The sequence below is a fragment of the Micromonospora citrea genome (assembly GCF_049629545.1).
Taxonomy (GTDB): Bacteria; Actinomycetota; Actinomycetes; order Mycobacteriales; family Micromonosporaceae; genus Micromonospora; species Micromonospora citrea_A.
Genome location: NZ_JBNADX010000001.1, coordinates 75,080 through 89,415 on the forward strand (window position 1 = coordinate 75,080; position 14,336 = coordinate 89,415).

The window sequence follows — 14,336 nt, forward strand, 5'->3', positions numbered from 1 at the left end:
CACGTGCTGCACCGCTCTCCTCACCCTTGGCCGACGTACACCGTAGCCAATGGATCGGGGCGGACCTATCGGTTGTCGGGGGTCAGCACGCGGCGCCGTCCATCGCCAGCAGGTTCCCCTCCGGAATGGCGATCCGGGCCCGGCCGCCGCCGAGCAGCATGGCGGCCCGGCGGGCCTGGAACGAGCCGTGCTCGCGGCTCGCGGCGGCGTAGCTGCCGGCCGTGCGGGCGGCGATGGTGGCCCAGCCGTACCGCTCGCCGACCATGGTGCGCGCCCGCCGGGCCACCCGCCGGGCGAACACCTCGTCACCGAGGAGCCGGTCGACCGCGCCGGCCAGGGCGTCCGGATCGCTGTGCGGGAAGGTCACCCCGGTCACGCCGGGCTCGACGATCTCGGCCAGCCCGCCGGTGTCGGCCACGGCGAGCGGCGCGCCGGCCGCGGCGGCCTCCAGCGCGATCATGCCGAACGGCTCGTAGAGGCTGGGCACGACGGTCGCGTCGGTGGCGGCCAGCACCGCCGGGAGCTGGGTGGAACCCAGGAAGCCGGCGAACCGGACGGTGTCGTCGACGTGCAGTCGCCGGGCCTGGTCGACCAGCTCGTCGCGGTACGGCCCGTCGCCGGCGATCACCACCCGCAGCCCCGGGTGCCGGTCGCGCAGGTACGGCACGGCGTGCACCAGGTGCTGCACGCCCTTCTCGTAGACCAGCCGGCCGGCGTACCCGACCAGCGGGCCGTCGCCGGCGAACCGGGCCCGGGCCGAGGCGACGGCGCGCGGGCGGGCGTGCCAGGCCCGGTCGTCGACGCCGTTGGGCACCACGTCGACCCGGTCGGCCGGCACGTCGAAGAGCCGGGTGACCTGGTCGCGCATGTACCCGGAACAGGCGATGACCCGGGCCGAGGCGTTGCTGATCCAGTGCTCGACACCGTGGATGGTGCGGTTCATCTCCTCGGGCAGCCAGCCCTGGTGCCGGCCCGCCTCGGTGGCGTGGATCGTGGTGACCAGCGGCAGGTCGAGGTGTTCGGCGAGGGTGACCGCGGTGTGTGCGACCAGCCAGTCGTGGGCGTGGATCACGTCGTACGTGCCGGACTCGGTGGCGCGCAGCGCGGCCCGGGTGAGCGTGTGGTTGAACGCCATGGTCCAGGCCAGCAGGGAGTTGGTGGCCAGCGGGAAGGTGACCGGGTCCTCGGCGGCGCGGACGATCCGTACGCCGTCGGCGTACTCCTCCAGGGGTGCCCCGTCGGCGTGCCGGGTGATCACGGTGACCTCGTGCCCGGCGGCGGCCAGGGCCACCGAGAGGGCGTGCACGTGGCGGCCGAGGCCGCCGACGAGCACCGGCGGGTACTCCCAGGAGAGCATCAGCACGCGCTGGTGCCGGGCGGGGTGGATGTCGATCACGTCGGCGTCAGGTGACATGCGGCCCCCTTTGAGTTGTGTCCACCTGGGTGCGCGCGGAGCCACCGGCGAGGGTGGCGCCGTCGTGCCCGGGTCGGGGCCCATCCTGCCGACCGGTGGATAACCAGCGGAGACGCGGTGATTGCCGGTGTGTAACGCGTGCCTAGCCGGCCTTGCGGACGCGCAGCAGCTCGGCCACCGACCACGCCTGGAACGGGCAGCCGGTGGCGGCGTGCGGGGCGGTGCCGTCGGCCGTCTCGCTGACCGAGCCCAGGCCGAACTCCCCCAAATGGCCCACCAGCCCGACCAAGAGGTCATCGGTGGCCAGGCCGGCCTTCCGGTACGCGTCGACGTATGGTCCGATCAGCCACGGCCAGACGGTCCCCTGGTGGTAGGCGGTGTCCCGCTCCGCCGGCCCGCCCCGGTGCCGGGGCGCGAAGTCCGGCGAGTCGGGGGAGAGGCTGCGCGGGCCGAGCGGGGTGCCCAGCCCGGCCGCCACCCGGCGCAGCGTCGCCGGGTCCGGCTCCAGCGGGGCGTACGGCAACGACCAGGCCAGCAGCTGGTTGGGGCGCAGCAGGTCGTCGTCGTGGTGCGCCGCCCCGCCCAGCGGGTACGCCGGCGCGGGCGCGTCCACCACGTCGTGCAGCCAGCCGGCCGGCGCCGGGAACCGTCGCCGGAACGCGTCGGTGGCACGGGCGTGCAGCCGCCACAGTTCGGCGGCGTCCTGCCCGGCCAGCTCGGTCAGCTCGGCCAGGCCGGCCAGCCCGTTCACCCAGAGCGCGTTGACCTCCACCGGCTTGCCGGTGCGCGGGGTCACCGGCACCCCGTACACCCGGGCGTCCATCCAGGTCAGCGCGGTGCCCGGGGTCCCGCCCTGGGTGATCAGCCCGTCGGCCGGGTCGACCGCGATGCCGTACCGGGTGCCGGCCAGGTGGGCCCGGACCACCCCGTGCAGCGCCGGCAGCAACTCGTCGCCCAGGTCGGTGTCGCCGGTGGCGGTGACGTGCCGGCTCACCGCGTGCAGGAACCACAGCGTCGCGTCGACTGTGTTGTACTCCACCCGCCCGGTGTCGGCGGTGTTCGCCAGCATCCCCTCCGACAGCGTGGCCGCGTACGAGCGCAGCAGTTCCCGGCCCTCGTCGGCCCGGCCGGTGCAGAGGAACAACCCCTCGTACGAGGTCATCGTGTCCCGGGACCAGGCGCCGAACCACGGGTAGCCGGCCACTACGTCCGGCCCGGCGCCGGTGCGCACCACGAACGCGTCGGCCGCCAGGGCCAGCGTCGCCTCGACCGGATCGGCCGGCTTCGCGGCGGCGACCACCGTGCGGTGCCGCGCCCGGGCCGCCGCGACCACCTCGGTTGCCGCCGGGGGCGGTGCGGCCAGGTCGTCGGCCCAGGCCAGCACCGACACGGTGTCGCCCGGGCGGTCCAGCGCGCCGGCGAACCGGCCGGCGTACCAGAGGTCCTCCTCCGGGTGCAGGCCACGCGCGGCCTCCTCACGGTGGCGCACGCCCAGCCACCACTGCCCCTCGGGCCGCCAGTCCGGCCCCGACAGCCGGTACGAGCCCTCGATCACCGCCCCGCCGTCGACCGGCTCCATCCGGGGCGCCGGGCCGTCGGCGCGGCGCTCGCCGTGCGCGTCGCGCCAGGTGCAGGCCGCCGACAGCTCCAGCCGCACCGGGCCCCCGGCGAGCAGCCGGTGCACCACCGCCACGCAGGAGCGGCCGTGCGTCATGGCCAGCTCCCGCTCGATCACCACGTCACCGATGCGCCACCGCCACCGGGGCAGCCCGTCGACGAGGTCGAAGCGCTCCAGCAGCTCGAAGCCGCGCGGGTCGACCGTCCCCGAGGACCACTCGTGCGCGCCGAGGCGCACCCGTGCGCCGGACGGCAGGGTCACCGCCGGGTCCAGGCTGACCAGCCCGACCCGGCGGGCCGCCGGGGTCTCGTCGGCGGTCACCAGCAACCCGTGGTAGCGCCGGGTCCGCAACCCGCTCACCGTGCCCATGGCGTACCCGCCCCGGCCGTCGGTGACCAGCCACTCCCGGGTCGTCCCGGTGGCCGGATCGGCGCAGACCTGAGGGCCGAAGGCGATCTCGATCAAGTGGTTTCCTCCCACTGCGGTGAGGTGTAACACGCCACGACGACAATGGCCGCTGTGGTGAAGTACCCGGGCGGCGTCGAAGATGTGCACGTGTTCACCGACAGTTCGCCCTCCGACGCACCGTCTCCCGACGCCGAGCGGCTCCGGCTCGCCCAGGCCGATGCCGGCGAGCAGGACTGGCGCGCATGGGGTCCCTATCTGTCCGAGCGGGCGTGGGGGACGGTACGGGAGGACTACAGCGAGCACGGTACGGCGTGGGACTACTTCCCCCACGACCACGCGCGGTCCCGAGCCTACCGGTGGAACGAGGACGGCATGGCGGGCGTCTGCGACGACCGGCAGACGTTCTGCTTCGCGCTCGCCCTGTGGAACGGCGAGGACCCGATCCTCAAGGAGCGGATGTTCGGCCTCGGCGGGGACGGCGGCAACCACGGCGAGGACGTCAAGGACTACTGGTGGTACGAGGACTCCACGCCCACCCACTCCTGGATGCGCTGGCGCTACCACTACCCGCAGGCCGCCTTCCCGTACGACGAACTGGTCGCCGTCAACGCGCTGCGCGGCCGGGACGAGACCGAGTACGAGCTGGTCGACACGGGGATCTTCGACGACGACCGGTACTGGGCGGTGACCGTCGACTACGCCAAGGCGTCCCCGACCGACATGTGCATCGTGGTGACCGTCGCCAACCGGGGTGACCAGGCGGCCACCCTGCACGTGCTGCCGCACCTGTGGTTCCGCAACACCTGGGCCTGGGGGCTGCCCGGCGCCGACCGGGTGCCCCGGCTGGCCGGCGATGGCTCCCGGCTGGTCGGCGAGCACTGGGTGCTCGGGCAGATCCTGCTGGAGGGTGACGGCACGCCCACGCCGCTGCTCTGCGACAACGACTCCAACGCCGAGCGGCTGTGGGGCCTGCCCGGGCGGTCGTCGTACCCGAAGGACGGCATCAACGACCACGTGGTGGCCGGCGCGGCCACGGTCAACCCGGACCGGGAGGGGACCAAGGGCGCCCTGCACTACGTCCTCGACGTGCCGGCCGGTGGGCAGCGGCAGATCCGGCTGCGGCTGACCCGCACCGCCCCGCCGCCCGGGAGCACCCCGCCGCCCCCGGCCGACCTGGCCGCCGGCTTCGACGCGGTCGTCTGGGCCCGGCGGGCCGAGGCGAACCGCTTCTTCGCCGGGATCGTCCCCGCCGGGGCCAGCGCCGACGAGGCCCTGGTGGCCCGGCAGGGCATCGCCGGGCTGATGTGGGGCAAGCAGTTCTACCACTTCGACGTCAAACGCTGGCTCGACGGCGACCCGGGCTCCGCCCCACCGCCGCCCGGGCGGCGGCACGGGCGCAACAGCGCCTGGTGGCACATGAACAGCTTCGACGTGATCTCCATGCCCGACCCCTGGGAGTACCCCTGGTACGCGGCGTGGGACCTGGCCTTCCACTGCGTCAGCATCGCCCGGGTCGACCCGGGCTTCGCCAAGGAGCAGCTGCTGCTCCTGCTGCGCGAGTGGTACCTGCACCCCAACGGGCAGATCCCGGCGTACGAGTGGGCGTTCGGCGACGTCAACCCGCCGGTGCACGCCTGGGCCGCGCTGAAGGTGTTCGAGATCGACGGCTCGTCCGACCACGAGTTCCTCGCCCGGGTGATGCACAAGCTGCTGCTCAACTTCACCTGGTGGGTCAACCGCAAGGACACCGGCGGCAACAACGTCTTCGAGGGCGGCTTCCTCGGGCTGGACAACGTCGGCCCGTTCGACCGCTCGGCGGCGCTGCCGGTGGCCGGGGTGCTGGAGCAGTCCGACGGCACCGGCTGGATGGCCATGTACGCGCTCAACCTGCTCGACATGGCGATCGTGCTCGCCGAGCACGACCACGCGTACGTCGACACCGCCACCAAGTTCTTCGAGCACTTCGCCTACATCGCCGCGGCGGCGTACGAGCAGGGACTCTGGGACGACGAGGACGCCTTCTTCTACGACGTGCTGCGGCTGGCCGACGGCAGTCAGGTGCCGTTGAAGGTCCGCTCGGTGGTCGGGCTGCTGCCGCTGGCCGCGACCACCCGGCTCAGCGCGCGTACCCTGCACCGCCTGCCCGAGCTGGGGGCCCGCCTGCGCTGGTTCCTCAGCCAGCGACCGGAATACGCCGACGTGATCGGCGCCCGCCGGATCGGCCCGGACGGCCGGCAGCAGCGGCTGCTGTCCATGGTCGGCCCGGAGCAGGTGGTCCGCCTGCTCGCCCGGATGCTCGACACCGACGAGTTCCTCTCCGAGTACGGCCTGCGTACGCTGAGCCGGGCCCACCTCGAGGAGCCCTTCTCGGTCACCCTGGGCGGGCACGAGTTCAGCGTCGGCTACGAGCCGGCCGAGTCGACCAGCGGCCTGTTCGGCGGCAACTCCAACTGGCGCGGGCCGATCTGGATGCCGACGAACTTCCTGCTGATCAGCGCGCTGCGCGACTACGCCGCGTTCTTCGGCGACGACCTGCAGGTCGAGTACCCGACCCGCTCCGGGCGCAAGTGCACCCTCGACCAGATCGCCGACGACCTCTCCGCCCGGCTGATCTCGCTGTTCACCCGGGACGGCTGGGGCCGGCGGCCGATCTACGGCGCCGCCCAGCTCTTCCAGACCCACCCGGACTGGCGGGACCTGATCTGCTTCCCCGAGTACTTCCACGGCGACAACGGCGCCGGACTGGGCGCCTGGCACCAGACCGGCTGGACGGCGCTGGTCGTCGACCTCATCCTCACCCTCCGCCGCTGACGGTCGGGGCTGTCTCCGCGCCGTCCGCCGGCTGGGCTCGCCTCTCGCCGGCCGCCCGGGCAGCCGGGCCCGGCTGGCTCTCGCCTGACAGGCGGTTGGCCGCCTCCGCGCCGTCCGGGTGGCGGCCGGACCGACAGTCGACAATCCGTCGCGAGCCGGCTGCCGAGGGTGCGGATCGCTAGCATCGGCCAGATGTCGCCGACAGACGGAGCAGACGCCGAAACGGCCGAGCAGGCCCGCGTCGTCGCGGTCGCCCGGCAGTTGGCCGAGGCGGAGGGGTGGGCGGCGGTGACCCGTCGCCGGTTGGCGGAGCGGACCGGGACCGACATCGAGGCCCTGTACCGCCAGTTCCCGGACCCGGCCGAGCTGATGGAGACCGTGGCGCTGGGCGGCTTCGCCGACCTCGCCACCGCGCTCGCCGACGCCCGGTCCGCCACCGGCGAGGGCAGCGGCTGGCCGGCCGTGGTGACGGCCTACCTCGACTTCGCGTACGCCAACCCGGAGGTGTACGACGCGATGCTCGCGCACACCCCGGACCTCACCCTCGGCCGTGACCCGGTGCCGGGGGCGCCCCGGGCCGTCTTCGCCGAGTTGCGCGCGGCCCTGGCGCCGATGGCCGCCGGGCGCGACCCGGACACGCTCGCCGAGGTGGGCTGGGCGCTGCTGCACGGCACGGTCATGCTGACCCGGGGCGGCCGGCTGCGCCCGGACACCCAGGAACAGCGGGAGCAGATGATCGCGGTCGGGCTGCTGGCCGGGTCGTGAGCCCGTCCGGACCATCGCGCGCAGGGTCGGGCCGTGGCGCCGTCCGGGCCCACCGTGCGGCGCCGGGTCCGGCGGAACCCGGATGACCGGGCCGACGCCGCGCAGTAGCGTGGCGCGCAACGCTGACCGGGAGGGACGGATGGAACAGCGACGGGACGCGGCGGTGCTCGTCTTCGACGCCGACGACACGCTCTGGGAGAACAACGTCGTGTTCGAGCGGGTGATCGACGACTTCCTGGACTGGCTGGCCCATCCCACGCTCGACCGGGCCGAGATCCGCGCCGTCCTCGACGACGTCGAGCGGGCCAACGCCGTCGTGCACGGGTACGGCAGCAAGGTCTTCCTGCGCAGCCTGGGCGAGTGCCTGGAGCGGCTGCGCGAGCGCCCGACCACCGAGCGGGAGCGCCGCGAGATCGACGAACTGGCCGCCGCGCTGGTCGCCCACCAGGTCGAGCTGATGCCGGGCGTCGCGGACACCCTCGACGCCCTCGCCGGCCGGTACGACCTGCTGCTGCTGACCAAGGGCGAGCGGGAGGAGCAGCAGCGCAAGCTCGACGCGTGCGGGCTGCTGCACCACTTCGACGCCGCGCACATCGTGCCGGAGAAGGACGTGGCGACGTACCGGTGGCTGACCCGCGAGCACGACTTCGACCCGGGGCGCTCCTGGATGATCGGCAATTCCCCGAGGTCGGACATCCTGCCGGCCCGAGCGGCCGGGATGAACGCGGTCTTCATCCCGAACGACAACACCTGGGTGCTCGAACACGACGAACTCGACCCGGACGACCCCGGGGTGCTGTGTCTGAAAGAGTTCACCGACCTGCTTCGGCACTTCTGAGCGGCCCGCGCGGGGTAACGTCCGGCTCGTGCCCCTGACCTTCCCGTCGCACCTGGCGCCGGTGCTGCCGCTGAAACTGTGGCGGCCGCACTGGTTCGACGGCGTGGCGCTGGCCACCGGCGCGGTGGCGCCGGACGTGGCGTACCTGTTCAGCGGCACCCGCCTCGACCTGGGCATGCGGACCCACACGCTGGGCGGGCTGCTCTGGTGGTGCCTGCCGGTGGCGCTGACGTACGCCTGGATCGTCCGCCGCGTCATCGCCGGCGTCGCCGTGCACCTGCCGGCCCAGCGGGCCTTCGCCTGGCCCGACCACGCGGCGCTCGGCACGGTCCGCCATCCCTGGCAGGTCACCGTGTGCTCGGCGCTGATCGGGGCGTTCAGCCACGTGGCCTGGGACCGGGTCTCCCACACCGAACGCTGGCTGCGCCTGGTCGGGGTGCAGGACTTCCACGCGGCCACCGGCATCCACTGGTGGACGTTCTCGGACCTGGTCTGCACCGCCGTCGGAGCCGTCGCCGTGCTGGTGCTGGCGTTGCGGGCGGCGCGCCGCCGGGAGATCTTCGACGGGGTACGCCCGCCGGTGCCGCCGGCCCGGCCGGCCGCCTTCTGGGGCGCGGCGCTCGTCGTCACCGGCGTCGGGACGGTGGTGGTGCCCGGCCTGCCGGCCGCCGCCGCCCCGGGGCCCACCGGGGTGCGGCTGCTGCACCTGGCGGCCCTCGCCTCGATCGTCGGGGCATGGCGGGCGGGAGCGCTCTCCGCCGTCCCGCCGGCCCCCGAGCAGACGGGTCGCTTCGAGGGGAAACAGCGCCAGCCCGGCTGACGGTGTTACGCGGACATGCCGCAATTCAGAATTGGTGTCAATCACATTCTCGGACGCCCCGGAATGCTTGTCCGGCCGGCCCTCGACTGCCTAACCTGAGCGCGCGTTCGCGACTCTTCGGGGTGAGTCGCCGAACGCGCCGAAGTCCGGTAGTTGGGCACCGTGGAGCTGAGTGCAGGCGGGCCGGCTCGCCGTGATGGGCCCGGCGTGAGCGGCGTGCCACGCCCGCCGCGCCCATCGGCGAATTCCGCTACCACGCCGGACGGTTGGCGGTCAGGACCGGGGAGTTGCGGACCCGGTCCTGACCCGCCGGCACAATTGTCACCGGAGTCGATCCGGTCCCCCGGGGAATCAGAAGCGTCGGCCGCCCCGCCCGCGTTACATCGACCCGCCGTAATTGCGGGGCGCACTATTTCGCGGCCGCCGGGACAGTGGCCGGACGCGCACCTCATCCGAATGGGACCGACGACGCCGGCAGAGCGTCGGCGCGTCGGTCCAGCCGTGGGTCAGGAGACCTCACCGCGGACGATCGCCACCGCCACCCGGCAGAACTCGTCCATGTCCGGGTTGAACCCGGCGGCGATGTCGGGGTGCAGGCCCGAGCGGGTCTCGTCCAGCAACCGCTGGCAGACCTGCTCGACCGGCTCGCCGGCGTAGCCGGCGCGGACCCGGTCCGTGGCCGCCTGCAAAGCCGAGGTCAGCTGGTCCTCCAGCGGGCCGCGCAGCTTCTGCTGCACCGGGTCCAGCCCGCGAGGGTCCAACGTGACATGTGGCTCCGACATCGGCGCTCCCTTCGTCGGCGTCCGCGGTACCCCACCGCGGGCCATGGTCAAACCACGACCGGTACGGCGGCCACCCGCACCTGGTACGAGAAGTCCTCCGCGGGCTCCTCGACGTACGACAGCCGCCGGATCTGCCGGTCGTCGTCGTAGAGCGCGACGTCGACCAGGACACCGAGGTGGGCCAGCCCGATGTTGGCCACCCGCTTCTTGTCCTGGAGCACCGCGCACACCCCGCCGAGCAGGGTGCTGGCGTCCGAGGTGCGGTGCCCCGGCGGGCAGCGCAGGATCAGGTCGACCTCGACCGGCCCGGACAGTGGCGTCCAGCCGGTGCGCTGGGCCGCGGCGCAGGCCGCCTGGAGCAGGGCGCGGACCCTCGTCGCCTGCCGGTGCCCGGCGGCGAAGATGGACAGCGCTTCGGTCTTGACCGGTGGCAGGCCGCTCACCTCGAACGTCAGGGCGAGAGCGCGGGTGTCCTGCACGACGGCACCTCCTCGTTGGGGACGATCCTGCCCAACCGGTGGAACGGCAGAGGGGAGTTCGCGCGAGAACCAACCGATCGGGCGGGCTGGGGTCGGCCGGAGGCGTATCGACTTCGACGGCGACGCGCTGGCGGGGGAGCAGACCTGACGCTAGTCCACCCGGCGGGCGCAGGGTAGCCCCACCGCGCCCACCTGGTGGGACGCGCCGGTCAGGCCGTGGGGCGCGGGCGGAAGGCGCAGAACTCGTTGTCCTCCGGATCCGCCAGGACCCACCAACCGACCCGCTCGTCCGGCTCGCGCAGCAGCGTCGCGCCGGCCGAGATCAGCGCGGTGGCGTCCGGGCCGGTCAGCTCGACGTCCCAGTGCACCCGGTTCTTCACCCGCTTGCGCTCCGGCACCGGGTCGAACACCCAGCTCTCCCAGGGGAAGCCGGCGGCGCCGGTCACCGACGCGTGCCCCTCCTCCGCGGTCTCCACCGCCCCGCCGGTCACGCCGGCCCACCAGGTCGCCTGGGCGACCGGGTCGGCGCTCTCCACCACCAGGCGGAAGGCGCCGGGCCGAACGTCCTCGCGGCGGGCGAAGGCGCGGAACTGGTTGCCCTCCGGGTCGGCCAGGACCCACCAGCTGATCTCGGTGTCCGGCTCGCGGACCAGTCGCGCGCCGGCGGCCAGCAGCCCCTGCGGGCCGGTGTCGGCCGACCGGAGGTCCAGGTGGACGCGGGTCCTGCCGGTACGCGGCTCGGGCACCCGGTTCACCCAGATCGACTCGGCGGAGGACCGGGCGGCGCGTGGGTCGACCCGGGCGTCCCCGTCGCCGGTGTCGACGAGGTCACCGTCGAGGAGGTGGGTCCAGAACCGGCCGAGCGCCTGGGGGTCGGCGGCATCCATGCACAGGTCCTTGAAGCGCGCGATCATCGCCTCATCATGCCGGCCGGATGTGCCGCCGCGCCGTCCGGCTCCGCCCCGCCACCGGCTCCGCCCCCGGCTTCCCGGAACCCGGCCTCGGCCCGCCGCCTGACGGTGATCCTCGCCACAGCAGGGGCTGTCGGGCCGGTCTCGTGACGGTCAGGTTTCGCGACTTCGCAGGTCGGGCAGTGTAGGCGCACGAAACGTCCGGGCCAGGGGATCTCCGCAACTGATCTCCCCCGGAAGCGTTTCGCCGTGCGCCGGGGCACGGGTGCCCTTTCCCCGGTCCATCGCCGAAGGAAGGGGGAGGGCGATGACGAGGGACCCCGAAGCGACCCGACATCGGCGCCGGCCGGGTGTGCGGGTCGGCGCGGCCGCGGTCGCGCTGGCGTTGCTCGCGCCGCTGGCGGCGTGCGGCTCCGGTGACGAGGGCGGTACGCCCACCATCAACCTGTACTACCCGCCCGAGCAGAACCTGCAGAAGGTGGTCGACGACTGCAACGCGCAGGCGCAGGGGCGGTACCGGATCGCCTACCGGGTGCTGCCCCGGCAGGCCGACGACCAGCGGGTGCAGCTGGTCCGCCGGCTCGCCGCCGAGGACAGCGGCATGGACGTGCTCGGCCTGGACGTCACCTGGACCCAGGAGTTCGCCAGCGCGGACTGGATCCGCGAGTGGACCGGCCAGGACAAGGCCGAGGTGGAGCAGGGGACGCTCACCGGCCCGCTGGACACCGCCCGCTACGAGGGCCGACTCTACGGCGCGCCGAAGAACACCAACGTCCAGCTGCTCTGGTACCGCACCGACCTGGTGCCGGAGGCGCCGAAGACCTGGGACGACATGATCAAGGTCGCCCAGGACCTCAAGGGGCAGGGCAAGCCGTACCAGGTGCTCACCATGGGCGCCCAGTACGAGGGCCTGGTCGTCCTCTACAACACCCTGGCCGAGAGCGCCGGCGGCAAGATCCTCAGCGACGACGGCAAGCAGGCCGTGATGGACGAGGGCACCGTCAAGGCCCTGGACCAGCTCAAGCGCTTCGCCACGTCGGGCGTGACGTCGCCGTCGTTCAGCAACGCCACCGAGGACCCGGTCCGGCTGGAGTTCCAGTCCGGCGGCGGCGCCTTCCAGGTCAACTGGCCCTTCGTCTACCCGGCGTTGCAGGAGGCCGACCCGGAACTGGCCGAGAAGGTCAGGTGGGCGCGGGTCCCGGGCATCGACGCCAACACCCCGAGCAAGGTCACCATCGGCGGGGTCAACATGGCCGTCAGCGCCTACTCGAAGCACCCGACGGAGTCCTTCGAGGCGGCCAGGTGCATCCGCAACGAGAAGAACCAGAAGTTCTCCGCGATCAACGACGGCGTGCCGCCGACCATCGAGAAGGTCTACGACGACCCGGAGATGGCCGAGGCGTACCCGATGAAGGAGACCATCCTGGAGGAGCTGAAGGAGCCGGCGGTCCGACCGCTGACCCCGGCGTACCAGAGCATCTCCACGGTGATGTCGGCGATCCTGTCGCCGCCCTCGGCGATCCAGCCGGAGCAGACCGCCGACGAGCTGCGTCAGGCCATCGCCGACGCCCTGGAGTCGAAGGGGGTCCTGCCGTGACCGTCCACCGCCCCCTGCCGGCCCGTACCGGCGACCGCCCGGAGGTGACCGCATGAGCGTCAACGCCACACCGGCCGGCGCCGAGGTGAGCGCCGAGGCCGAACGTCCCACCGGCCGGCACGCCACCGTGCCGGCGCAGCGCGCCTCCCGCCGGACCAAAAGCCCGCTGAGCGAGAACAAGAAGGCCGAACGGCGGCTGGGCTGGCTGCTCTGCGCCCCCGCCGCGCTGGTGATGGTGCTGGTCACCGCGTACCCGATCATCTACTCGGTCTGGTTGTCGTTGCAGCGCTTCGACCTGCGCTTCCCCGACCAGCGCGAGTTCATCGGGCTGGAGAACTACGTCACCGTGCTCACCAACGAGTTCTGGTGGACCGCGTTCGGCGTGACCATGCTGATCACGGTGGTCACCGTGGCCGTCGAGCTGGTGCTCGGCATGGGGCTGGCGCTGATCATGCACCGGACCCTGGTCGGCCGGGGCATCGTCCGCACCGCGGCGCTGATCCCGTACGGCATCGTCACGGTCGTCGCCGCGTTCTCCTGGCGGTACGCCTGGACGCCCGGCACCGGCTACCTGGCCAACCTCTTCTCCGACGGCGCGCCGCTGACCGAGCGGGCCAGCTCGCTGGCGATCATCATGCTGGCCGAGATCTGGAAGACCACGCCGTTCATGGCGCTGCTGCTGATGGCCGGTCTGGCGCTGGTGCCGGAGGACCTGCTCAAGGCCGCCTCCACCGACGGCGCCACCGCCTGGCAACGGTTCACCAAGGTGATGCTGCCGGTGATGAAGCCGGCGATCCTGGTCGCGTTGCTGTTCCGCACCCTGGACGCGTTCCGGGTCTTCGACAACATCTTCGTGCTCACCGCGGGCGGCAACGAGACCTCGTCGGTGTCGATGCTCGCCTACAACAACCTGATCCGGGGTCTCAACCTCGGCATCGGGTCGACGATGTCAGTGCTGATCTTCCTCACCGTGGCGATCATCGCCTTCGTCTTCGTGAAGCTGTTCGGCACCGCTGCCCCCGGCAGCGACGACTCCGAGAGGCGCTGAGATGTCAGTCGAAACCACCACGCGGGCGAAGCTGCGCTGGGGTCTGCTGGACGTCATCGTCGTCGTCTTCGCGCTGATCCCGGTGCTCTGGATCGCCTCGCTGTCGTTCAAGACCCCGGCCACCCTCACCGACGGCAAGTTCTTGCCGCGGGAGTGGACGCTGGACAACTACCGGACGATCTTCTCCACCGACCAGTTCGTCCGGGCCCTGGTCAACTCCATCGGCATCGCCCTGATCGCCACCCTGATCGCGGTGGTGCTCGGCGCGATGGCCGCGTACGCCATCAGTCGGCTGGACTTCCCCGGCAAGCGGCTGCTGGTCGGCGTGTCCCTGCTGATCGCGATGTTCCCCCAGGTGTCGCTGGTGTCGCCGTTGTTCGAGATCGAGCGGCAGCTCGGCCTCTTCGACACCTGGCCGGGCCTGATCCTGCCGTACATCACCTTCGCGCTGCCGCTGGCGATCTACACGCTGTCGGCGTTCTTCAAGCAGATCCCGTGGGACCTGGAGAAGGCGGCGAAGATGGACGGCGCCACCCAGGGCCAGGCGTTCCGGCGGGTCATCGCCCCGCTGGCCGCGCCGGGGCTGTTCACCACGGCGATCCTGGTCTTCATCTTCTGCTGGAACGACTTCCTGTTCGCCATCACGCTCACCTCGACCGAGCGGGCCCGTACGGTGCCGGTGGCGCTGTCGTTCTTCACCGGCGAGTCGCAGTTCGAGGACCCCACCGGGGCGATCTGCGCCGCCGCCGTGGTGATCACGATCCCGATCATCCTGTTCGTGCTCTTCTTCCAGCGCCGCATCGTCTCCGGCCTGACCTCCGGCGCAGTCAAGGGATAGGTGACAA

General features: G+C 72.6%; 12 protein-coding genes. 7 read left to right on the forward strand and 5 right to left on the reverse strand.

Features of this window, described 5'->3' with window-relative positions:
- Nucleotides 1-82: 82 nt before the first annotated feature.
- On the reverse strand, nt 83-1,414 hold the full coding sequence (locus ACPFP2_RS00345; RefSeq protein ID WP_424084886.1) for a glycosyltransferase family 4 protein: 1,332 nt from the start codon (nt 1,412-1,414) through the stop codon (nt 83-85).
- Nucleotides 1,415-1,556: 142 nt separating this feature from the next.
- On the reverse strand, nt 1,557-3,497 hold the full coding sequence (locus tag ACPFP2_RS00350) for an amylo-alpha-1,6-glucosidase (protein ID WP_424084887.1): 1,941 nt from the start codon (nt 3,495-3,497) through the stop codon (nt 1,557-1,559).
- 45 nt (nt 3,498-3,542) lie between these two features.
- Between ACPFP2_RS00350 and ACPFP2_RS00355 the strand changes: the two genes are divergently transcribed.
- From ACPFP2_RS00355 to ACPFP2_RS00370, 4 genes are all read left to right on the forward strand, one after another.
- Nucleotides 3,543-6,251 carry an MGH1-like glycoside hydrolase domain-containing protein gene (locus tag ACPFP2_RS00355; RefSeq protein ID WP_424084888.1) on the forward strand — a complete coding sequence of 903 codons (2,709 nt, stop codon included), beginning with the start codon at nt 3,543-3,545 and terminating at the stop codon, nt 6,249-6,251.
- 192 nt (nt 6,252-6,443) lie between these two features.
- Entirely contained in the window at nt 6,444-7,016 is a 573-nt protein-coding gene (locus ACPFP2_RS00360) for a TetR/AcrR family transcriptional regulator (RefSeq protein WP_424084889.1), read from the forward strand.
- Nucleotides 7,017-7,155: 139 nt separating this feature from the next.
- Nucleotides 7,156-7,854, forward strand: a complete 699-nt coding sequence (locus ACPFP2_RS00365) for an HAD family hydrolase (RefSeq protein WP_424084890.1) — start codon at nt 7,156-7,158, stop codon at nt 7,852-7,854.
- Between the two features lie 28 nt (nt 7,855-7,882).
- Nucleotides 7,883-8,674, forward strand: a complete 792-nt coding sequence (locus tag ACPFP2_RS00370) for a DUF4184 family protein (RefSeq protein ID WP_424084891.1) — start codon at nt 7,883-7,885, stop codon at nt 8,672-8,674.
- Nucleotides 8,675-9,180: 506 nt separating this feature from the next.
- Here the strand turns inward: ACPFP2_RS00370 and ACPFP2_RS00375 are convergent.
- The 3 genes from ACPFP2_RS00375 to ACPFP2_RS00385 all read right to left on the reverse strand — a co-directional run bounded on the left by ACPFP2_RS00375 (nt 9,181) and on the right by ACPFP2_RS00385 (nt 10,849).
- A complete protein-coding gene (locus tag ACPFP2_RS00375; RefSeq protein ID WP_424084892.1) occupies nt 9,181-9,456 on the reverse strand; it encodes a hypothetical protein in 276 nt (91 codons plus the stop codon).
- Nucleotides 9,457-9,503: 47 nt separating this feature from the next.
- A complete protein-coding gene (locus ACPFP2_RS00380) occupies nt 9,504-9,935 on the reverse strand; it encodes a hypothetical protein (RefSeq protein ID WP_088975028.1) in 432 nt (143 codons plus the stop codon).
- 209 nt (nt 9,936-10,144) lie between these two features.
- On the reverse strand, nt 10,145-10,849 hold the full coding sequence (locus ACPFP2_RS00385) for a VOC family protein (RefSeq protein ID WP_424084893.1): 705 nt from the start codon (nt 10,847-10,849) through the stop codon (nt 10,145-10,147).
- Nucleotides 10,850-11,153: 304 nt separating this feature from the next.
- Between ACPFP2_RS00385 and ACPFP2_RS00390 the strand changes: the two genes are divergently transcribed.
- Genes ACPFP2_RS00390 through ACPFP2_RS00400 form a run of 3 tightly spaced genes read left to right on the forward strand, consistent with a single transcriptional unit; the run spans nt 11,154 to nt 14,329 of the window.
- Nucleotides 11,154-12,443 (forward strand): ABC transporter substrate-binding protein, encoded by a 1,290-nt coding sequence (locus ACPFP2_RS00390; protein ID WP_424084894.1) that lies wholly within the window; start codon nt 11,154-11,156, stop codon nt 12,441-12,443.
- Nucleotides 12,444-12,495: 52 nt separating this feature from the next.
- The gene (locus ACPFP2_RS00395; protein WP_424084895.1) at nt 12,496-13,491 is read left to right on the forward strand and encodes a carbohydrate ABC transporter permease; all 996 of its coding nucleotides are present in this window, start codon (nt 12,496-12,498) and stop codon (nt 13,489-13,491) included.
- Nucleotide 13,492: 1 nt separating this feature from the next.
- On the forward strand, nt 13,493-14,329 hold the full coding sequence (locus ACPFP2_RS00400) for a carbohydrate ABC transporter permease (protein WP_424084896.1): 837 nt from the start codon (nt 13,493-13,495) through the stop codon (nt 14,327-14,329).
- The last annotated feature ends 7 nt before the right edge of the window (nt 14,330-14,336 follow it).